Here is an 18,892-nt window from a genome sequence, read left to right on the forward strand (position 1 = left end):
TCATCATGCGAGGTCCGCGACGCCCAGCTGCTCCAGGAGCCAGGCGCCTCCTTCGACGCGGAGGTCATCGCCGTCCTCCAGGGAGTCCGCGACGCGCAGCAGGATCGGACGCTCGGCCGGATCGGAGGTGACCCGCTCCCGCAGCCGCGCCACCCAGATCGCCGCGCCGGACGGCGGGTAGTCCGTGCCCTCGAGCGCGGTGAGCGCGAAGACGGCCGGGTACTCGGTCTCGCGGATGTTCTCCGCCGGGCTGCAGGCGCGGAGCGTCCGGTAGGCGGTCTCGTCCTCGGCCGGGTCCCCGAACTCGGTCCACTCCTCGAGGGTGAGCATCACCTCCGCGGCCAGCATCGTCTCCAGCGGGTCCACCAGCGGCGTCTCCGCGAGCACGGCCCGGAACAGCTCCGGCGCCCGGTTCACGGCCGCGCCGACGACCAGCGCGCCCGCCCCGGAGCCGACGGCGCCGATCCGGTCCGGCGCGGCCCAGCCGCTGGCGACCAGGTGATCCGCGCAGGCGACGAAATCGTCCACCGAGTGCGTCCGGCGCTGCCGACGGCCGTCGCGGTGCCACTGCGGCCCGAGCTCGCCGCCGCCGCGCACGTGCGCGACGGCCACGACGACGCCGCGGTCCGCGAGCGCGAGCACCTCGGGCTGCAGCAGCGGGTCGAGGGACTGGCCGAACACGCCGTGGCCGTGCAGCAGCACCGGGGCGGTGCCGTCGGCGACCACGTCGGCCCGGGCGATCAGCGAGATCGGGACGCGGGTGCGGTCGGGCGAGGTCGCCCACAGCCGCTTCTCGACGTACCGCGAGGCGTCGAGGCCGGGGACCTCGACGCGCTGCAGCACGTGCTGAGCGCCGCCGTCGAGCTCCACCCCGATCATGGTCGGCGGGGTGAGGAAGCTGTCCACCCGGCAGCGGACGGTGCGCTGATCCCAGTCGGGGGTGTGCTCCAGCCGCACCGCGTCCAGCGGGCCGTCGGTGACGATCTGTCGCACGGCGCCGACGTCGAGAGAGCCGTCGGCCCGGCGCGGGATCACCCGCACCGCCGGCAGGGCGCCGACGCGCAGCTGCAGCGCGACGAAGCCGGCGAAGGCCTCCACGGACTCGAAGCTCTCGCCCTCCTGCGCGTGCAGCAGGGGGGTCGCGCCCTCGGGCAGCGTCCCCGGCCCGAGCGGCGCCTCGGCGAGCACGCAGCGATGGGTGACGGGGTCCGCGTGCAGCAGCAGCAGCCGGTCGCCGGCATGCTCCACGACCGTGGAGCTGCCGGCCAGGCGGTCGGTGACCTGGACGGGCGTCGCCGTCGGTGCGGCGAGGTCCAGCGTCCACACCTCGGCGGCGACCGGCGAGGTCGAGCGGATCATCAGGGCGGACCCGTCCCGGGAGCGGCTCAGGGTGAGCTCGGACCAGTGGTCGGGCTCCTCGAGCAGCACCGGGTCCGTGGAGGGGTCGCTGCCCAGCACGTGGCGGCGCACCTCGGCGCGGCGCCCGAGATCGTCCAGACGGGTGTGGAGCAGCGCGGTCGAGTCCGCCGAGAACACGGCATCCGGCCCCGCGCCGTGCACGGAGTCGTCCACGACCACGCCGGTCTCGGTGTCGGTGACCACGAGGCGGCAGCCGGCCGCGGCGGCCTCGGCCCGGGCGAGCAGGCGGTGGTCGGGGGAGAGGGCGATGCCCAGCACCCTCCGGCAGTCCTCCACGAGCACGCTTTCGCCGGGCAGCAGCTGCCCGGGGACGGGGACGGGGACGCCGGCCGGGCCGCGCACGGCCTCGCAGTCGCGGACGCGGGAGAAGGTGACGCCGTCCAGCGGGTGGGTGCGGTCGATGTACCACCAGCCGTCCAGCAGCACCGGCACCGACAGCTCCTGCGGGACCTCGTCCGCGAGGGTCTCCGCGAGGCGGGCACGCAGCGGCGCGAGCGCGGAGGTGGCGCGGTCGGTGTGCGCGTTCTCGGCGGCGAGGTGCTGGCGCACCTCGGCGGTGCGGATGCTGCGCAGCCAGCGGAAGGGCAGCTCGGCGGCGTCGCCGAAGAGGATGCGCTGGACGGGGCGGGGTTCGGGGCGGGGGGCGAGGAGGGTCTCCGCGGCGTGCAGCGGGGGGTGCGGGGCGGCGGGGACGAGGTGATCGGTCATCGGAGCGGTGTTCCTCTCGGGGTGGCCGGTGGGGGAGGATCCCGGTTCCGTGGCGTCTCGGCCGGACGGGCCACGGCGGGGCACTGCGGGTGATCAGCTCTCCGGAGTCGGGACCCGATCGAGGAGGTCGGCGGAGACGGCGCCGCCGTGATCGGGACGCCCGCGCGCACGGACTCGACCGCGGCGAGGGGGAACGTGGTGGAGAGCGGAGAGCGCCCGGTGCGCCGGCGTGCCGTTCATGGTGGGGACCCTCCCCTTTCTCGGAGCTGGTGCGACGGCCGCAGGGCCGTGCTGAAACGTCGTTCTGTGACATGCGCCATGGACGCTACCCTCAGTGTTTTACAGGTATGTGAAAAGTCCTGAAAACGAGTGCGCGCACCCTCGGCGGGGGATGATCGACGGAGTGCGGCTGGAGGAGGGCCAGACGAGATGGCGACGGATGACCACGGGAGGTTCGCTCCCGAGCTGCGCGCGGCGATCAAGCGCAGCGGGCTGACCCTCACCGTGATCTCCCAGCGTCTGCGCGCGCGCAACCGTCCCGTGAGCGTCGCGACGCTCAGCAACTGGCAGTCGGGCCGGAGCCTGCCCGGCGGTGACCAGTCCCTCGGTGTCGTCGCCGCCCTGGAGGAGCTGCTCGGGCGGCCCCCGGACTCGCTCGCGGAACTCGTCGGCGGGCCGCGACTGCAGGGGCGTGCGGTGCAGGAGATGAGCTTCGTCGGGCGTCCGTCCAGCCGTGAGGTCTTCCAGGAGGCGCTCGAGGAGCTCGGCTTCGCGAGCGCGCAGCAGTACGCGCACGAGCGCGTCATCCAACAGCTCGCGATCATCGACTCGACCCAGTCGGTGCAGCGCTTCGAGCACCGCATGACCGTGCGTGCGCTGGAGTCGGGGACCTGCCGGCTCCCGGCGGTGCACGTGCTGGGGCAGAACGAGCCCAACATCGCTCCCCGCTACATCGCGACCGAGGGCTGCACCATCAGGAGGCGCGTGGCCTGGCCCCGCCGCCGCGCCTACGGGGTCGAGTTCCTGCTCGACGGGCGCCTCGACGCGGGCCAGGTCGCCACCTTCGCCTACCGGGTCGAGATGCACGCCAGCGCCACCGACGTCACGGGCAGCATGTACTCCGTCCCCCGACCCGCGAACGACGTGCTGCTCGAGGTCGAGTTCCGCGGCCCGCGCCGCCCCCTGGACTGCGAGCGCTACCGGCGCACGGACGCCGGTGAGACGGTCTCCTCCCTGCGGCTCGACCACCGCGACCGCCTCCAGATCAGCGAGGCGCGCTTCGGGCCCGGCACCTTCGGCCTGCGCTGGTCCTGGGGCGCCGATGACGGCTTCGACGACGACTTCGACGACCTGTACTGATCGGGTGACCACGGCGTATCCTGAGGCGACAGCACGGTCGCACGGGGAGGTGCGGGACATGGAGCCGTCCGCTCGGAGCATCCTGGTGGGATATGACGACACCAGCGCCGCGATGGCCGCCGTGCGCTGGGCCGCCGAGCTCGCCCATGACACCGGCGCCGGGATCCGCCTCCTGCACGCCTGGACCTGGCCGCTGCTCGGACAGGGCCTGGCCGGCATCCCCGTGCTCGACCCCGCCGGTCCCCGCAACCAGGCCAGCCGCCTGCTGGACGACGCGGTCGAGCGTATCGCCGCCCGCCATCCCGACGTCCCGGTCACCGCCGAGCTCGTCGCCGGCATGCCGCGCGAGGTGCTCGAGGAGGCCTCCGCCGGTGCCGACCTGCTCGTCGTCGGTACCCGGGGGCTCGGCGCGGTGCTCGGGACGCTGCTGGGCTCCGTGAGCCGCGGGCTGCTCCACGACGCCGGCTGCCCCGTCGCGATCATCCGCTCGGACCAGCACCGAGCGGGCCCGGTGCTGGTCGCCTACGACGGCTCCGACACCGCCGGGGAGGCGGTCGACGTCGCCGCCGACCTCGCCGCGGCCTGGGGGTCGACGCTGCGCGTGGTGCACGTGCGCACCGTCCCCCACGCTCCCTACGGCAGCGGCGGGGAGGCCTGGGAGGCGGGGAAGGGCACCCGTGTCCTGCTCGACGAGGGCGTGGCCCGGGCGCGCGCCCGTCAGGCGAGGGTCGAGGTGCAGTCGCGTATGCTCGACGCCCGCACCGCTGCGGAGGGGCTGCTGGACGCGGCGGCCGGTGCGCGGATGCTGGTCCTCGGCCACCGCGGGCTGAGTCGGGGCCGCTTCGGCTCGACCGCCCATGCGACGGTGCTGCACGCCACCGGCAACGTCACCGTGGTCCGCCACGCCTCCGAGGGCTGGGCGGCGGCGAACGAGGACGTGACGTGACTCGCGTCCGACGCTCACCGGTTTGAACGCAGGGTGTCCATGCGGTTATTCTGCTCGACGGTAGCGTGTCCGAGCGGCCGAAGGTGCATCACTCGAAATGATGTGTGGTTCATAGCCACCGCGGGTTCAAATCCCGCCGCTACCGCCCCTGACCTGGAGTTTCCTCCCGGTCGACGAAGGCCCCCGCCGATCCGGCGGGGGCCTTCGTGCATGCGGCGGGCGGGGGGCGATCAGCTCTCCTGGAACTCCTCGTCGAGGTTCGTCTCGAGCAGCGCCGCGAGGGCGTCCAGCGACTCCTCGGCGCCCTCGCCCTCGGCGCGCAGCGTGACCTCGTCGTCGAAGGCGACGTCGAGGGTGAGGAGCATGAGGATGCTCGAGGCCTTCACAGGGCCGGCGTCCGCGGTCTCGATGGTGACGGCGGCAGGCTGCTCGGACGCGGCCTGCGAGAAGAGTGCCGCCGGGCGGGCATGGAGGCCGCTCGCGCTCGCGACCTTCACGGTTCGTGCTGACATCTGGCAGGCCTTTCTCGACATGGTCGCCCCAGGGTAGCGCCGCGGAGTGCCCTCGCGGGCGTTCATCCGGTGTTGCCGCGCCGTTCACCGAGGTTTCCGACAGGTGGAGATCCCCCTTACATCCGTCCGAGAAGTGCGTTCGGGGGCGTCGGCGGGCGCTACGGTGGTGCGGGCCGTCAGGGGTGACGGAGCGGCGACGCGCTCGGGGGAGCCGCGTCCCGGGCCGTCTCAGCGGAACGGCCCCACGACCCCGGGGGAGTCATAGCCCGACATCCCCGGGGGCAGGGCCTCTGCACCGGAGGGTCCGAGCGCCGCCCGGCCCGCCTCCGTCAGCGCGAACCAGCCGATCATGTCCGGGCCGGGCGTGCGTCCGCCGATCGCCTGCCAGGTGGTTCCCACGTGCTCCACCACCTCTGCGACCGGCATCGTCCACGGCCGGAAGCGGCCCTCCACCACGAAGCCCGCGGCCAGCTCGCCGCGCACCAGCATCCTCGCCAGCAGCACCGGTCCGCGCCGTGCGAACTCCTCGTCCTCGAGCGCGCCGGAGGCGGAGATCTCCTCGACCACGTCCCCGGGATGCAGGACCCGCCGCCGGGCCAGGCCCAGCAGGCGGCGCTCGATGCCCGAGGGGGAGGAGGCCGCATGTGCGGCGAGCGCCGCCTCGGTCGCGTGGACGGGTGCCCCGGCCGGCTCCGCGCGGATCCCGCCCTCCTCGTCCGCGACGACGAGCGCGCCCCGCGGGCCCTCGAGCCGCCACGGCGCCGCGGTGCGGAGCGCTGTGGGGCCTTGCGTGCTCCGGAGGGCCAGGCGCACCGCGCCGTCCTCCTGCAGCTGCGCGTCGAGGACCTGCGCGCCGACGACGCGCGGATCCCGCAGGCCGACGGCCGGGTCGGTCCCGGGGGCGACGCCGCGTTCGAGGTCGTGCGCTCCCTCGAGCAGCTGGGCCCGGGAGGAGAGCACGCTGCCGCGGGCGGTCACGGTCCAGGTGCCGCGGGCGGCGACCCGGGTGTGCACGATCGTCTGCCCGATCAGGTCCGCGAGAGGGGCGGGGAGCCCGTGGGCCCGTCGGCCGTCGGGGCCGGGAGATCCGGCCAGGCCGGACAGGAAGGCGCGCATGCACCCATCCTGCCGCACGCTCCGGCCGCCGCGCGGCTCGCCGGTCGGTGCCCGGGTGCTGGACTACGATGACGCAATGACCTCATCGACGCCGTCCGGCGAACGCGCCCCGGATCCCCGTCCCGCCCGCACCCGCGCCGCGATCTTCGCCGCCGCCCGCGAGCTGAGCGCGGGCGACGGCGAGGTCACCGTCAACGCCCTGGCCAAGCGCGCCGGCGTCAGCCGCGCGGCGTTCTACAGCCACTTCACCGGGCTCGACGACCTGATGGGCGCGATGCTCCAGGAGATGTTCGATGCCGCCTGGGAGCGGGGACGCACCAACGGCGCCGCCGGCTACACGATCGTGCAGCACGTGCAGCACGGCTACGCGATGATGGCCGCCTACATCGAGCGGCACCATGCCTTCCTCCGTGGCGCGCTGGACTGGAAGTCCAGCCACCGTACCTACATGATCCTCACCGGGACGATGGCCGCGCTGCACGTCGAGGCGCTCAAGCGCATGCCCGACAGGCTCCCGCCCCGTCCCGGCATCGAGGCCCTCGCCCGCAGCCTCACCGGCGGGGAGCTCGTCCACGCCGACCACTGGCTCGTCGCCACCGAGGAGGCGGCGAGGGCCGGGGAGGAGCTGGACGCGACCGAGCTGCTCGAGGTCATGCTCGCCACCGCGCCGTCCTGGTACGTCGGCCTCGGGCCCGACGAGCCGATCCCGGCCGCGGAGCTGCTGGCCTCGGCCCGCACCTACGGCGAGGACGCGGCCGACCAGTACTGAGCGCCACCCAGGGGCGGGCTCAGCAGGTCGCGACGAGACGCAGCAGCACCCGCGCGCCGAAGCGCACCGCGTCCACCGGCACCCGCTCGTCCACGCCGTGGAACAGCGGGGCGAAGTCGAGGTCCGCGGGCAGCTGCAGCGGCGCGAAGCCGTAGCCGGCGATGCCGAGCAGGCTGAGCGGCTTGTTGTCGGTGCCGGCGCTGAGGCAGTAGGGCAGCACCTTCGAGCCCGGGTCCTCCGCCTGCACCGCCGCGGTCATCGCGTCCACCAGCGGGGACTCGCGCGGGGAGTCGACGGAGACGCCGATGTGGTCCACGACCACCTCGACGTGCTCACCGGCCAGCTCGTCCAGCAGGGCCAGCAGCTCCTCCTGGTGCCCGGGCAGGAAGCGGCAGTCGAAGCCGGCCTCCGCGGTCTGGGGGATGACGTTGACCTTGTACCCGCTCTCGAGCATCGTCAGGTTCGCCGAGTCGCGCAGGGTCCCGGCGACGAAGTGGCGGGCCCCGCCGGTCAGGGGCAGGAAGCGGTCGATGTCCTGCTCGTCCCAGCCCTGCCCGGTGATCTCGGTGATCCCGTCGAACAGCGCGCGGACGCTGGCGATGTACTCGATCGGGAACTCGTGCTCGTCGATCGCGGTGATCGCGTGGGCCAGGCGCACGATGGCGTTCTCGTCGTTGGGGACCGAGCCGTGCCCGGCGCGGCCGGTGGCGCGCAGCCGCCCCCAGGCCAGGCCCTTCTCGGCGGTCTGGACGAGATAGGCGCGCACGTCCTCGCCGGTGGACTCCTCGGGCAGGGTGATCGAGTAGCCGCCCACCTCGCTGATCGCCTCGGTCATGCCGTCGAACAGCTCGGGGTGGTTCTCCACCAGCCACTGGGCGCCCCAGACGCTCGCATTCTCCTCATCGGCGAAGAAGGCGAACATGAGGTCGCGCGGCGGGGCCTGCCCGCTGCGGGCCAGGTGACGGGCGACGGCCAGGATCATCCCGACCATGTCCTTCATGTCCACGGCGCCGCGGCCGTAGATCATCCCGTCGATGATCTCGGCGCCGAAGGGGTCCACCGACCAGTCCTCGGCGCGAGCCGGGACCACGTCGAGGTGGCCGTGGAGGATCAGGCCGCCGCGCTCGCGGTCCTCGCCCGGCACGGTCACCAGCACGCTGGGACGGCCGGGGTGCGACTCGACCACCTGCGGCTCGAGGCCCACCTCGCACAGCCGCTCGACGACGTACTCCGCCGCCTCGGTCTCGCCCTTCCCCCAGGTCTCGGGGTCGTTCCCGCCGAAGTTCGTGGTGTCGATCCGGATGAGCTCGCGGGTGAAGCGCACGGCCTCGTCCTGCAGCAGGGCGAGCTCGTCGGCGGTGGGGGCGGCGATCGGCATGCCGGGTCCTCCTCGGGGTCGGGTCCGTTCACCGTACCCGGCCCCGACGGGAGAGGTTCAGGACTGTGAACGCTCGAGATGCGCGCGCACGAACCACTGGAACTTCTCCAGCTCGGCGGACTGCCCGATCAGGATGTCCTCGGTGATCGGGTCGAGCTCGCCGGCGAGGGTGATCGCCTTGCGGTGGGAGGCGATGACGCCGTCGTAGACCTGGTCGATCGCGGCGAGGTGCTCCTGGGTGCCGGCCCTGCCGAGCTCGTAGTCGCTCCAGCCGCGCTCGGCGACGAGGCGACCCGGGGTGCCGACGGGGGAGGCGCCCAGCTGTGCGATCCGCTCGGCGACCTCGTCGGCGTAGCCGCGCACGAGCTCCACCTGCGGGTCGAGCATCTCGTGCACCGCGATGAACTGCGGGCCCACCACGTTCCAGTGGGCATGCTTGAGGGTGAGGTGCAGGTCGTTCAGGGCGTGGAGGCGGTCCTGCAGTGCTTCCACGAGTCGGCGGGAGTCGTCGGTGCCGAGGCCGGGGACGGTGTAGCTGAGGTCGGTCATGAGTGCTCCTTGTCGTGGTCGGGTCCCGGCGGCCGGGCGGCGGTGCCGGGGACGTACGGATCCTTCCCCTCCATCCTGTCATCGACCCCCTGCCGCCGACAGGGACCTCCCTCCTGCCCCGTACGATGGTCCCGTCAACGTCCCGTGCGGAAGGAGCGCCCATGAGACCCGTCGACGAGCTGCGCGACCGGCTCCACGCCGCGCGCCGACGCGCTGAGATCGCGGGTGCCCGCGCCGACGTCCTCGCCCAGGCGCGCGCCGTGGTCCCCGAGCTGCCGCGCGACGCCGATGCGGGCCACCTCGAGCGGGCCGCCCGACGCCTGGTGCGGCGCGCCGCGCAGGACGAGTTCGCCCGCGAGGGGATCACGCGGATCCCCGTCCCCGAGGCGACCGGACGGGCCGAGCTGCGCCGCGCCGACCTCGCCTCCGACGCGGCCTTCCACGCGGTCGTCGAGGACGTGCTCAGCGCCGTCGAGATCGTGCCGAGCCCGCTGGAGAGTGACGACGCGGTCGCGCTGCGCGACGCCCGTGCCTCGTCCGACGCCTACGGCCTCTCGCCCGAGGTCGCCTCCGATCTCGCGTCCTACCTGCTGGGCCGCGCCTTCCTGCTGCGCGACGAGGAGCGCGACCTCGACGCCTATCTCGACCGGCACGAGAGGCAGATCCGCGAGGACATGCGCAGCGCGCTGGTGCGCCTGGTGCGGGTGCCGCTCGAGCTGCGCAGCGCCCGTGAGCGCCACAACCGGATCGCGAGCGGCCTCGCCCCCGAACGCGCGGGCACCGCGCACGGAGCCGGGACGGGTGCCGGGACGGCCGGTGGGGCGGGGAGCGGCGCGAGCGGTGTCGGCGCCGCTGCCCGCGAGGCCCTCTCGCAGCGCGCCCGCTCGGCGATGGACCACGCCCGCGCCGAGGCCGGTCGTGCCGCCCTCGGCGCCCTGCGCAGCGGTGCCGGCCGCGCCTTCGAGCGCTACGGCCGAGGGGACGACGGCGGGGACGTGCGGGGCGGGGAGGCGCGGAGCGCCGCGGACCGGGCCCGGGACCAGCGGTCGGGCGGGCAGCAGACCGGCGGGCACCGCGCTGCCGAGCAGACCGTGCACGACCCGCGATCGGACTGATCGGGCGTCGGTCGGGCCCATCGGCCGGACCCATCGGTCGAGCCCGTCGGCAAGCCGGCGCGCCGTCCCCCTCGACGCACTGCGGCGCCGCCCCCTCGGGGACGGCGCCGCAGTGCAGTGGGAGGGACCGGCTCAGACCCCGGCCTTCTCGGAGAGCTGGCGCTTGATCCGCGCGAGCATCCCCGACATGCCGTTCAGTCGCAGCGGGCTGACCACCTCGGCCAGGCCCAGCTCCCCGGTGACCGTGTCCGGGGTGTCCAGCACCTCGCCCACGGAGCGACCGTCGAGGGCCTCGGCGAGGATCGCGGCGAAGCCGCGCGTCGTCGGCGCCTCCGGCGGGGCGGAGAAGAACAGGTGCGCGGTCGCTTCACGACCCTGCCCCTCCACCTCCGTGGCCAGGAAGATCGGGGACTGGCACTCGGGCACCGGCTCGAGCAGCTCCGGGTGCTCGGAGTAGCGCTCGGGCAGCTCGGGCAGGCCCTGCGAGAACTCCAGCAGCAGCTGCAGGCGATCCTTCCCGCCGAGCGCGTGGAAGTCGTCGGCGATCTCCGCGAAGCCCTCGGGCAGCGCGGAGGTCGCGGCGTCGGCGCTGTGCGTCGGGCTCATCGGGCGGGGACCCCGCCGGGCTCGGTGCCCTGGGCGATCGGCAGGCGCACGCCGTTGCCCCACTCGGTCCAGGAGCCGTCGTAGTTGCGCACCGAGTCGAAGCCGAGCAGGTGGGTGAGCACGAACCAGGTGTGCGCGGAGCGCTCGCCGATGCGGCAGTACACGACCGTCGGCGTCCCGGTCTCGAAGCCGAGCTCGCCCTGGTAGATCGCCTCGAGCTCCGCGCGGGACTTGAAGCGGCCGTCCTCCGCGGCGGCGCGGGCCCACGGCACCGAGCGCGCGGTGGGGATGTGGCCGCCGCGCACGGTGCCCTCCTGCGGGTAGTCGGGCATGTGGGTGCGCTCACCGGAGTACTCCTGCGGGGAGCGCACGTCGATCAGCGGCCCGCCGAGGAAGTCCAGCACATCCTCACGGTAGGCGCGGATCGGGGCGTCCTCGCGCTCGATGACGGGGTAGCCGCTGGTCGGCGCGGGGCGGCCCTCGGTCGAGGTCGTCATCTCGCGACCCTCGGCCTCCCAGGCGGCGCGGCCGCCGTCGAGCAGGCGCACGTCCTCGTGGCCGAACAGGCTGAACACCCACAGTGCGTAGGCGGCCCACCAGTTCGACTTGTCGCCGTAGATCACCACGGTGGTCTCGCGGGTGATGCCGGAGGCGTCCATGAGCTTCGCGAAGCTCTCGCCGTCGACGTAGTCGCGGGTGACCGGGTCGTTGAGGTCGAGGTGCCAGTCGATCTTCACCGCGCCGGGGATGTGCCCCGTCTCGTACAGCAGCACGTCCTCGTCGGACTCGACGACCACGAGGCCCTCGGTCTCGCCCGCGGCGAGCCGGTCCGCGAGCCACTGCGTGGTCACGAGCCGCTCGGGGTGGGCGTAGTCCTGCAGAGAAGGAGCCGGATCGGCGGGAATGGTCATCAGTTCACCTTTCGACGGTCGATATCGCACGACGTATGCCCCCAGTCTGTCACCGTCGTGCGCGCAGTGGCGATCCGGCGATGACGCTGTGCGCGGACACGCGGGAGGAGACCGCGCGGACACGCGCGATGTGCTTCCCCTGCGGGGCCCGTGCTCCTACGGTGGCCCCATGATGGAAGACCTGGACACAGAGCCCGTCATCCCCAGCCTCGACCTCACCGTCCTCGACTGCCCCGACGCCCTCCAGCTGGCCACCTTCTACGCGAAGCTGCTCGGCTGGCGGGTCGAGGAGGGCAGCGACTCCGACTGGGCGGAGCTGATCCCGCCCCGCGGCCGCCGCAGCGAGGACGACCCCGAAGGCGAGGCCTCCCTCGCCTTCCAGAAGGTGGCGGACTTCCGCCGCCCCACCTGGCCCGACGGCGACCACCCCCAGCAGTTCCACCTCGATCTCTCCGTCACCGACATCGACCGCGCCGAGCCCCGGGCACTCGCCCTCGGCGCGACCGTCCACGAGCACCAGCCCTCCGCCTCCGGCAGCTTCCGCGTCTACCTCGATCCTGCGGGACACCCCTTCTGCCTGTGCCTGACGGCCTGAGGGCTGGGTCCGTGTGACGTCCGCCTGACGAGCCGGCGCCGCCGGGCCCCGTCCCTGCGCCCCTCCGTGTGTGCACGGAGGGGCGCTCTGCGTCGTGGAGAGGCTCGGCGCGGTGAGGCGGCGGGGATGTGCGGCCGACGACGATCCCCTGATGCCGGGAGCGGTCGACGCCGTGCTGCGCCGGCATGGGCGAGGGCCCTGTGTGCGTCGTCGGGAGTCGCCTTTCGTCACGACGTCAGGTGGAGGTTGAGGGGAATTCGAAAATGCTGGTTCTCTGGATCGTTCGATATTTCGGTGTATTCGGTGAGAGTGTCGTCCATTCCTTCCGCCCGCCGCCTCTCGTGGCCTGTCGCCTGGCCTTCCGTGGTCGTGGCGCGTGGCGTCCAGTGCGTCTCGAGGGTCCGCCCTCGGCGCCGGATGCGTCGACGTGGAGTCGGGGGAGAGTGCAGGTCGAGCGCCTAGCAGGAGGGTGCGACAAACAAGCATCGTCGTCCACAGCGGGGTGTGTTCCGGTGGATGACTCCGCGCTCGATCCTCGCGCGGAGGGCTCGTCCACAGTGACTTCTCCTCCCCACGGGGTGGTTATCCACAAAACGATCCCCATTTCGCTCTGGGGGTTCTGACATGGGCGTGTGGTCGGTAGTGTCTAGGTATTCGAAGAAGGGCTCATCGGTGAGTGCCCGGACAGCAGGGAGGTGGCGGCAGTGGGGGAGTTCGACGACATCGAGGACGAGAACGCGCGCCGCGACGCTTCATCGTCCGAGACCGCGCGACAGTCCTCGTCGAGCGATGCCTCCTCGGTGCCGGGTCCGTCGAGCCCCGGCTCCGCCGCTGACCCCGTCGCTGGACCCACCGCAGGTCCCGCAGCCGACCCGGACAACGGTCCCGCAGTCGACCCGGACAACGGCCCCGCTTCGGACCCCGCCGTCGGCCCCGCCGCTCCCGACCGACCCGAGCGCGAATGGCGCGTGCGCGCCCGGCGGGAGCTCACCGAGGAGCTGATCCTCGAGGAGGTCGGCGGTATCGAGGGGAAGAACGCCGGCCGCGTGCTCGCGCTCCACTCCCTCATGCGAGAGGAGACGCAGCTCCACGCCCGCCGCCTCCGCCATCTCGCGGACTTCTTCGCCGTCGACCCGGACAACGCGGGCTCGCTGATCGACGCGGACATGACCGCGATGAAGGTCGCCGTGGGACTGCGCTGCTCCATCACGCAGGCCACCTCACAGATCCGCGACGCCCACCACGCCGTCGTCGACCTGCCCCGGATGTTCGCGCACCTCGAGGCCGGCGACCTGCCGGAGGACTACCACCGCTTCCTGCTGCGCCAGGTGCGACGGCTCGACGCCGACCAGATCCGCCTGGTCGACGAGCACCTGGCCGGCGTGGAGATCCCCTCGATCCCCCGCAGCACCTTCGAGGCCCAGGTGCGACTGGCCGTGGCCTCCGTCGGGAACGAGCTGAAGCCGCCCCGCGAGGCACGCGAGGTACGGATCGACGGTGTCGACTCCGAGCAGGGCGTCGCCTGGATCACGATCACCGGCCCGATCCCCGAGATCCGCAGCCTCGGCCTGCGGCTCGACGCGAGCGCCCGCGCCGTCCAGCGCGCCCAGCGCGTCGCGCTCGAGGCAGGGGAGGAGGAGCCGTTCCCCTTCGACCTCGACGGCGACGTCCGCGACCGGGAGCGCCCCCTCAGCCTGTCGGCCCTGCGCTACGCGATCCTCACCCGCACCATGCTCGACCTCGACCCGGTCGAGGAGACCGCGCAGCCGTTCAAGATCCTCGTCACCGTGCCCGTGACGACCCTGCTCGGGATGGACGACTCCCCGGCGATGCTCGACGGGCTCACCCCCATCCCGGCCGACCTCGCCCGGGACCTCGCCGCGACCTCCTCCGTCTGGTACCGGATCCTCACCGACCCGGTCTGCGGGACCCACCTCCCCGCCCGGATCGACACCTACCGGCCCGACGCGCAGCAGCGCATGCAGCTGCGGCTGCGCCACCCCGTCTGTGCGGCGCCCGGATGCACCCGCCCCACCGCGCTCGCCGCGGAGGACGACCACATCATCGAGTACGACCACCACGATCCCGCCCGAGGCGGCCCGACCTCCCTCTGGAACCTCCACCGGCTGTGCCGGCGCCACCACCAGCTCAAGACCGCCGGGCTGATCGACCCCGCCAGGGATCCCCAGGACGACCCCGACCGCGGGGACCGCAGCACCAGCGCCGAACCGCTGGTCACGACCTGGCAGCTCGAGCAGGACCTCCGGGTGCGCACCGCAGAGAACACCGATCTGCTCACCCCGCGCATGACCCGCCGCCTCGCCCAGGCCGAGCGGACGCACCGCCGCGCCCGGGAGGCCAGGCAGCGCGGACGCGACGAGCCCCGCTGCCGAGCCCTCGACGAGGCCGAGGACCATCTCGCCGAGATCCAGCTCGAGGACGAGTTCACCAGAGTGCGGACGAAGCGCCGCATCATCCCGCCCGGGCCGCCGCTCGACGTGGACCACCCGCCGTTCTGACTGCCGTGTACTGATCCGGACGCCCCGCCGCGGCGCCAGGTCGACCATGAACGGCGCCGACCGTGCTGTTCGCCCGCGGTTCACCGCCGCGACCGGAGGCGGAGACGCGCGACTCCTAGCGTGAGGGCACCGCGATCACTTGCCCGGAGGAGCCCCGCCATGACCGAGACCGCCCGCCCCCGACGACGCCTCCTGGTCATCTCCGTCGACGCGATGAGCGTCGTGGACGTGCCCTTCGCCCGCACCCTCCCGCACTTCGCCCGGATCCTCGAGGGAAGCTGGGGCAGCGCCGAGGCGATCTACCCGTCCGTCACCTACCCGAACCACACCTCGCAGACCACCGGCCGCACCGCCGACGGCCACGGCATCTACGCCAACGAGAAGGTCACCCCCGGGGAGCGGGTCCCCGACTGGTTCTGGGACGCCCGCGACATCGCCTGCCCCACCCTCTTCGACCTCGCGAAGGAGCAGGGCCTGAGCACCGCCGCCGTCGGCTGGCCCGCCACCGGCTGGTCACCCTCGCTCGACATCGCCGTCCCCGAGATCTGGGACCGCGCCGGGCTCGAGCCCACCCTCGCCGTGCTGCGCGAGGCCGCCACCCCGCGTGGCCGCGAGTACGTCGACCGCCATGCGCACGAGATCGGCTGGGACCGCAAGCACCGCTTCGGCCGCTTCAACACCGCCGTCGCCGCCGACATCCTCCGCACCGACGCGCCCGACGTGCTCTTCCTCCACCTCGTCGACGTCGACTCCGCCCGCCACGCCACCGGCCGCTTCACCACCGAGGTCAAGGAGGCGTTCGAGCGGGTCGACGGCTGGCTCGGCGAGCTCCTCGCCGCCCTCGAGGACGCCGGCACCGCCGCCGAGACCGACATCGCGATCGTCTCCGACCACGGCCACGTCGAGGTGGGGCGCGTGCTGCGCGCCAACGCGCTCCTGGCCCGGCAGGGCTTCGTGCGCCTCGACGCTGACGGCGAGGTCAGCAGCTGGGACGCCTGGGTGCACGGCTGCGGCCTCACCGGCCAGCTCCACCTGCACCCCGAGGCCGACGAGACCACGCGCGAGAAGGTGCTCGCCCTGGTCGAGGACTGGGTCGCCGACCCCGAGGTGCCCGTCCAGGCCTTCCACCCGCTGACCGACATGCACGAGGACTACGGCTGGTCAGGCCCCTTCCTCGGCATCCTCGAAGGGGTCAGCGGCACCGCCTTCCAGAACCTCTGGGACGGCCGCTGGCTGATCGACCGCTTCGATGCCGAGTACGAGTTCCTGCTCTCCCAGCACGGACACCTCCCCGAGCAGGACATCCAGGCCGTGTTCGCGATGACCGGGCCCAGCATCGAGACCGGGCGCCGCATCACCCGCTGCACCGTCACCGACGAGGCCGTCACCTTCGCGCACCTGCTCGGCCTCGAGATCCCGGACGCCGACGGACGCGTGGTCGAGGAGATCCTGCGGCCGGCGCCCGTCCATCAGGACGCGGTGGGTCAGGAGGCGGTGAGTCAGGACGCGTAGGCCTCGAAGGCCGCGCGGATCCCGTCGGCCGACGCCCCGGAGGCCAGCAGCACCTGCAGCAGCAGGCGGGCCTTCGGGGCGGGCAGCAGCCCGGCCATCACGGCGCCCGCGTCCAGCAGGTCCACCTCGGAGCCGGGATAGCCGTAGTGGTGCGTGGAGGTGCCGCCGCCGAAGGGCCGCGCCGCGACCACGACAGGCACCCCCTCGCCCAGCAGGCGGCGCAGACGCGGCATCGCGGCGGGAGAGACGTGCCCCATCCCGACCCCGTCGACCACCAGTCCCGCCAGCGCCTCGGCGGGGAGATGGTCCAGCAGCGCGAGGTCCTCGTCGAGGCCCGCGGTGAGCAGCGGCACCGCCGGGAAGCGGTCCGGCGGGAGTCCGCCGGAACGGGCCGGACGCGGCAGCGGGAGATGGAGGAGGCGCAGGTCCTCCCCGCCGACGATCGCGAGCGGCCCCGAGGGCTCCGAGGCGAAGGCCGAGACCCCGCGGGACGAGGCCTTCACGACCCGGTCCGCGAGATGCGCGTGGGCGTCGAACACGACCAGCACGCCCAGGCCGCGGGCCGACGGGGCGGTCGCCGCGCGGACCGCGTCGCGGAGGTTCGCGGGCCCGTCGGCGCCGGGCGCGCTCGCCGGACGCATCGCCCCGGTCACCACCAGCGGCGCCTCCCGGTCCCAGAACCGGTCGAGCAGGAACGCCGTCTCCTCGAGGGTGTCGGTGCCGTGGGTGAGCACCACGCCGGCCGCGCCGGAATCGACCGCGGCTCGCGCACTCTCCAGCACGGCGCGCAGGTGGTGGGGGCGCACATCGGAGGAGGAGATGTTCGCGAGCGCTCGGGGTCGCAGCTCGACGTCCCCGCCGACGGCGGCGAGCAGCCGCGCCCCCGCGTCGTCGTCCGGGCGGGCGCTCTCGCCGCGGGCGTCCTCGGTCATGAAGATGGTGCCGCCGAGGGAGAGCACCTCCACGAAGGCGCTCACTCGGTCTCGATCTCCTCGCCGAGATAGGCGGCGGCGGTGCGCACCGAGGCCTTGCGGGCGGGCTTGCGGTCCGCGCCCCCGGCGACGTGCGCCTCGTACCAGGCATCCGCCGTGGCGCGCGTGAACTCCGCGCCCTCGGGGGAGCCGGCGAAGCTGCCCAGGCGACGCATCAGGTCCTTGCCCGGATCCTCGAGGTGCTGGGCCAGCGCGTACAGCGCCGCGTCCCAGCCGCAGCCGGTCGCGGCGGGTCCGAAGGTCGCCCAGTGCGCGTCGGCGGGGACGGTGTGGCGCAGGGTGAGGATGCTGCCCCCGCCGTCGCCGTCCGCGCCTTCTCCCGCAGCGGTGATCAGCAGTTCCAGGTCGCTCGAGCTCTTCCCGAACTCCCAGGTCAGCAGCAGACGATGCGGCGGCTCGACCTCGACCAGGCGGCCGCTGGTCTCCATCTCGGGCAGCTCGTAGCGCCCGCCGGGGACCACGTCGCCGCTGGCGGTGCCGAACCAGCGGGCGAGCCGCTCGGCCGTGGTCAGCGCCTCCCACAGCTGCTCCGGGGCGGCGTCGAAGGTCTGGGAGAGCGCGACCGTGTTCCCGTTCTTGGCAGGGGTGACCGTGCGGGTCACGGCGGTCAGCTGGGCGGTGGGGGTGGGAGTCATGAGAGGCCTTCCTCGCCGGGGGCGATGCGTCGCAGACGCACGATCACCTCGGCGTGCTCGGTGTGGGGGAACATGTCGACGTAGCGGCCGGCGACGATGCGCAGCGAGGGCATCGCGGCGAGGTCGTCGGCCAGGCTCGCCGGATTGCAGCTGGAGTAGAGGACGTCGCGGACCCCGGAGCGCTCGAGCCAGCCGGCGAGCTCCGGCCCGAGGCCGCGGCGCGGCGGGTTCACCACGACGATATCGGGCGGGCCTGCGGGACCGGTGGCCTCCTCGATCGCCCACGCGGTCGCGTCGGCCGCGAGGAAGCGGACGTCGGCGCCCGCGGCCTCCGCCCCCTCGCGCGCCCCGTCGATCGCCTGGGCGGAGACCTCCACCCCGGTGACCCGCGCGGCGGGGAGGGCGCGGGCGAGATGCAGGGCGAAGCCGCCGAGGCCGCAGTACAGGTCCCAGATCCGCAGGCCGGGGCCCGTCTCCTGGTCTTCCTGCGTCCCCGCGATCTCGCGCGCCCACTCCGCGCCCTGGCGGTACAGGGCGCCGGCGACCTCGGTGTGGGTCTGCAGGAAGGACTGCGGGCGGGAGTACAGCGTGACGTCCCCGGTGCGCACGGCGAGACGACCGGCCCCGGCCAGCGGGATCTCCTCCTCGCCCTCGACGCGCGTGGTGTGCTCGGGGTGGATGTTCGCGCTGACCGACACGACCGAGGGATGCGCCTCGAGCAGCCGCGGCAGGTGCTCGCGCAGCCGCTCCAGCGCCGCGGTGCTGCGCAGCACGAAGCGGAGCAGGTGCTCCCCGTCCGGAGAGCTGGTGACCAGCACGTTCTTGATCTCGCCGCGGCGGCGGGCGACGTCATAGGGCGGGATCTGCGCCCGACGGATCAGGGCCTTCGCCCCCTCGAGCACCTCCTCGACCCCGTCCGGGTAGAGGGGGCAGTCGCACAGGTCGGTGCCCGCGGACTGCCCGGGCAGGGTCAGCAGAGGTGCCTGGGCGGTGCCGCCGACGGCCATCTTCCCGCGGGCGCGGAAGCCCTGCTCCGCGCCGACGATCGGCTCCGACCAGATCGTGCCCGACGCGAGATGCGGGGCGAGCAGCTGCTCGACGCGCTCACGGCCGCGGGCGAGCTGCCGCGGGCGGGGGAGGTCCAGCAGCGTGCAGGACCTGCACGCGCCGGAGTCGAAGTGGTGGCACCGCACCCCAGGAGTCTACGAGCCCGGCCGTCGGCTGTCGCACCCCCGCGCTACCGTCGCCGAC

At 73.6% G+C, this 18,892-nt stretch carries 17 protein-coding genes and 1 tRNA gene; 8 read left to right on the forward strand and 10 right to left on the reverse strand.

The genetic code is table 11. The features are described from left to right. Positions 1-3: 3 nt before the first annotated feature. Positions 4-2,127, reverse strand: coding sequence for a prolyl oligopeptidase family serine peptidase (locus tag DS079_RS11880; RefSeq protein WP_126987993.1), 2,124 nt, complete (start codon positions 2,125-2,127; stop codon positions 4-6). Between the two features lie 429 nt (positions 2,128-2,556). Here DS079_RS11880 and DS079_RS11885 point away from each other — a divergent pair, with 429 nt between their 5' ends. The 3 genes from DS079_RS11885 (at position 2,557) to DS079_RS11895 (ending at position 4,577) form a co-directional block, all read left to right on the forward strand. Next, positions 2,557-3,486: a helix-turn-helix domain-containing protein gene (locus DS079_RS11885; RefSeq protein WP_126987995.1), complete on the forward strand. Its 930-nt coding sequence runs from the start codon at positions 2,557-2,559 to the stop codon at positions 3,484-3,486. A gap of 58 nt (positions 3,487-3,544) precedes the next feature. Continuing rightward, on the forward strand, positions 3,545-4,432 hold the full coding sequence (locus tag DS079_RS11890) for a universal stress protein (protein WP_126987997.1): 888 nt from the start codon (positions 3,545-3,547) through the stop codon (positions 4,430-4,432). Between the two features lie 59 nt (positions 4,433-4,491). Further along, positions 4,492-4,577 (forward strand) — tRNA-Ser (locus DS079_RS11895). Between the two features lie 85 nt (positions 4,578-4,662). Here the strand turns inward: DS079_RS11895 and DS079_RS11900 are convergent. Together DS079_RS11900 and DS079_RS11905 are read right to left on the reverse strand one after the other, a co-directional pair. Then, positions 4,663-4,944, reverse strand: a complete 282-nt coding sequence (locus DS079_RS11900) for an HPr family phosphocarrier protein (RefSeq protein WP_029360494.1) — start codon at positions 4,942-4,944, stop codon at positions 4,663-4,665. 228 nt (positions 4,945-5,172) lie between these two features. Then, positions 5,173-6,060 carry a hypothetical protein gene (locus tag DS079_RS11905; RefSeq protein WP_126987999.1) on the reverse strand — a complete coding sequence of 296 codons (888 nt, stop codon included), beginning with the start codon at positions 6,058-6,060 and terminating at the stop codon, positions 5,173-5,175. A 76-nt stretch (positions 6,061-6,136) separates the two neighbouring features. Between DS079_RS11905 and DS079_RS11910 the strand changes: the two genes are divergently transcribed. Further along, positions 6,137-6,829, forward strand: coding sequence for a TetR/AcrR family transcriptional regulator (locus DS079_RS11910; protein ID WP_126988001.1), 693 nt, complete (start codon positions 6,137-6,139; stop codon positions 6,827-6,829). Between the two features lie 19 nt (positions 6,830-6,848). On the opposite strand, the gene DS079_RS11915 is transcribed toward DS079_RS11910, so the two are convergent. Both DS079_RS11915 and dps read right to left on the reverse strand, forming a co-directional pair. Then, positions 6,849-8,207 (reverse strand): M20/M25/M40 family metallo-hydrolase, encoded by a 1,359-nt coding sequence (locus DS079_RS11915; protein WP_126988003.1) that lies wholly within the window; start codon positions 8,205-8,207, stop codon positions 6,849-6,851. A gap of 57 nt (positions 8,208-8,264) precedes the next feature. Next, on the reverse strand, positions 8,265-8,756 hold the full coding sequence (gene dps, locus DS079_RS11920; protein ID WP_010550777.1) for a DNA starvation/stationary phase protection protein Dps: 492 nt from the start codon (positions 8,754-8,756) through the stop codon (positions 8,265-8,267). Positions 8,757-8,917: 161 nt separating this feature from the next. Between dps and DS079_RS11925 the strand changes: the two genes are divergently transcribed. Then, positions 8,918-9,871: a hypothetical protein gene (locus DS079_RS11925; protein ID WP_126988005.1), complete on the forward strand. Its 954-nt coding sequence runs from the start codon at positions 8,918-8,920 to the stop codon at positions 9,869-9,871. Between the two features lie 132 nt (positions 9,872-10,003). Here DS079_RS11925 and DS079_RS11930 read toward each other — a convergent pair whose 3' ends face one another. Together DS079_RS11930 and DS079_RS11935 are read right to left on the reverse strand one after the other, a co-directional pair. Beyond that, entirely contained in the window at positions 10,004-10,477 is a 474-nt protein-coding gene (locus DS079_RS11930) for a SufE family protein (protein WP_010550775.1), read from the reverse strand. After that, complete coding sequence (locus DS079_RS11935; protein WP_126988007.1) at positions 10,474-11,388, reverse strand: sulfurtransferase; 915 nt, start codon at positions 11,386-11,388, stop codon at positions 10,474-10,476. The genes DS079_RS11930 and DS079_RS11935 overlap by 4 nt, the downstream gene beginning before the upstream one ends. A 172-nt stretch (positions 11,389-11,560) precedes the next feature. On the opposite strand from DS079_RS11935, the gene DS079_RS11940 reads away from it, so the two are divergent. The 3 genes from DS079_RS11940 to DS079_RS11950 all read left to right on the forward strand — a co-directional run bounded on the left by DS079_RS11940 (position 11,561) and on the right by DS079_RS11950 (position 16,014). After that, on the forward strand, positions 11,561-11,983 hold the full coding sequence (locus tag DS079_RS11940; protein WP_126988113.1) for a VOC family protein: 423 nt from the start codon (positions 11,561-11,563) through the stop codon (positions 11,981-11,983). A 704-nt stretch (positions 11,984-12,687) separates the two neighbouring features. After that, complete coding sequence (locus tag DS079_RS11945; RefSeq protein WP_241237635.1) at positions 12,688-14,502, forward strand: HNH endonuclease signature motif containing protein; 1,815 nt, start codon at positions 12,688-12,690, stop codon at positions 14,500-14,502. Between the two features lie 159 nt (positions 14,503-14,661). Further along, positions 14,662-16,014 (forward strand): alkaline phosphatase family protein, encoded by a 1,353-nt coding sequence (locus tag DS079_RS11950; protein WP_126988009.1) that lies wholly within the window; start codon positions 14,662-14,664, stop codon positions 16,012-16,014. Here the strand turns inward: DS079_RS11950 and DS079_RS11955 are convergent. The 3 genes from DS079_RS11955 to rlmC are packed head-to-tail and all read right to left on the reverse strand — an operon-like array spanning position 16,002 to position 18,834. Next, positions 16,002-16,991 carry an asparaginase gene (locus tag DS079_RS11955; protein WP_126988011.1) on the reverse strand — a complete coding sequence of 330 codons (990 nt, stop codon included), beginning with the start codon at positions 16,989-16,991 and terminating at the stop codon, positions 16,002-16,004. The two genes, DS079_RS11950 and DS079_RS11955, sit on opposite strands and share 13 nt — an antisense overlap. Continuing rightward, the gene (locus DS079_RS11960) at positions 16,988-17,641 is read right to left on the reverse strand and encodes an SRPBCC domain-containing protein (protein WP_126988013.1); all 654 of its coding nucleotides are present in this window, start codon (positions 17,639-17,641) and stop codon (positions 16,988-16,990) included. Before DS079_RS11960 ends, DS079_RS11955 begins: the two co-directional genes overlap by 4 nt. Further along, positions 17,638-18,834 carry a 23S rRNA (uracil(747)-C(5))-methyltransferase RlmC gene (rlmC, locus tag DS079_RS11965; RefSeq protein WP_126988015.1) on the reverse strand — a complete coding sequence of 399 codons (1,197 nt, stop codon included), beginning with the start codon at positions 18,832-18,834 and terminating at the stop codon, positions 17,638-17,640. Before rlmC ends, DS079_RS11960 begins: the two co-directional genes overlap by 4 nt. Between the last annotated feature and the right edge of the window lie 58 nt (positions 18,835-18,892).

The organism is Brachybacterium paraconglomeratum (assembly GCF_003994255.1).
Classification (GTDB): domain Bacteria; phylum Actinomycetota; class Actinomycetes; order Actinomycetales; family Dermabacteraceae; genus Brachybacterium; species Brachybacterium conglomeratum.

Excerpts from the sequence above, each read along its gene's own strand:
- DS079_RS11880 (WP_126987993.1), bottom strand. The coding sequence starts at position 2,127 with ATGACCGATCACCTCGTCCCCGCCGCCCCGCACCCCCCGCTGCACGCC.
- DS079_RS11885 (WP_126987995.1), top strand. The coding sequence starts at position 2,557 with ATGGCGACGGATGACCACGGGAGGTTCGCTCCCGAGCTGCGCGCGGCG.
- DS079_RS11890 (WP_126987997.1), top strand. The coding sequence starts at position 3,545 with ATGGAGCCGTCCGCTCGGAGCATCCTGGTGGGATATGACGACACCAGC.
- DS079_RS11900 (WP_029360494.1), bottom strand. The coding sequence starts at position 4,944 with ATGTCAGCACGAACCGTGAAGGTCGCGAGCGCGAGCGGCCTCCATGCC.
- DS079_RS11905 (WP_126987999.1), bottom strand. The coding sequence starts at position 6,060 with ATGCGCGCCTTCCTGTCCGGCCTGGCCGGATCTCCCGGCCCCGACGGC.
- DS079_RS11910 (WP_126988001.1), top strand. The coding sequence starts at position 6,137 with ATGACCTCATCGACGCCGTCCGGCGAACGCGCCCCGGATCCCCGTCCC.
- DS079_RS11915 (WP_126988003.1), bottom strand. The coding sequence starts at position 8,207 with ATGCCGATCGCCGCCCCCACCGCCGACGAGCTCGCCCTGCTGCAGGAC.
- dps (WP_010550777.1), bottom strand. The coding sequence starts at position 8,756 with ATGACCGACCTCAGCTACACCGTCCCCGGCCTCGGCACCGACGACTCC.
- DS079_RS11925 (WP_126988005.1), top strand. The coding sequence starts at position 8,918 with ATGAGACCCGTCGACGAGCTGCGCGACCGGCTCCACGCCGCGCGCCGA.
- DS079_RS11930 (WP_010550775.1), bottom strand. The coding sequence starts at position 10,477 with ATGAGCCCGACGCACAGCGCCGACGCCGCGACCTCCGCGCTGCCCGAG.
- DS079_RS11935 (WP_126988007.1), bottom strand. The coding sequence starts at position 11,388 with ATGACCATTCCCGCCGATCCGGCTCCTTCTCTGCAGGACTACGCCCAC.
- DS079_RS11940 (WP_126988113.1), top strand. The coding sequence starts at position 11,561 with ATGGAAGACCTGGACACAGAGCCCGTCATCCCCAGCCTCGACCTCACC.
- DS079_RS11950 (WP_126988009.1), top strand. The coding sequence starts at position 14,662 with ATGACCGAGACCGCCCGCCCCCGACGACGCCTCCTGGTCATCTCCGTC.
- DS079_RS11960 (WP_126988013.1), bottom strand. The coding sequence starts at position 17,641 with ATGACTCCCACCCCCACCGCCCAGCTGACCGCCGTGACCCGCACGGTC.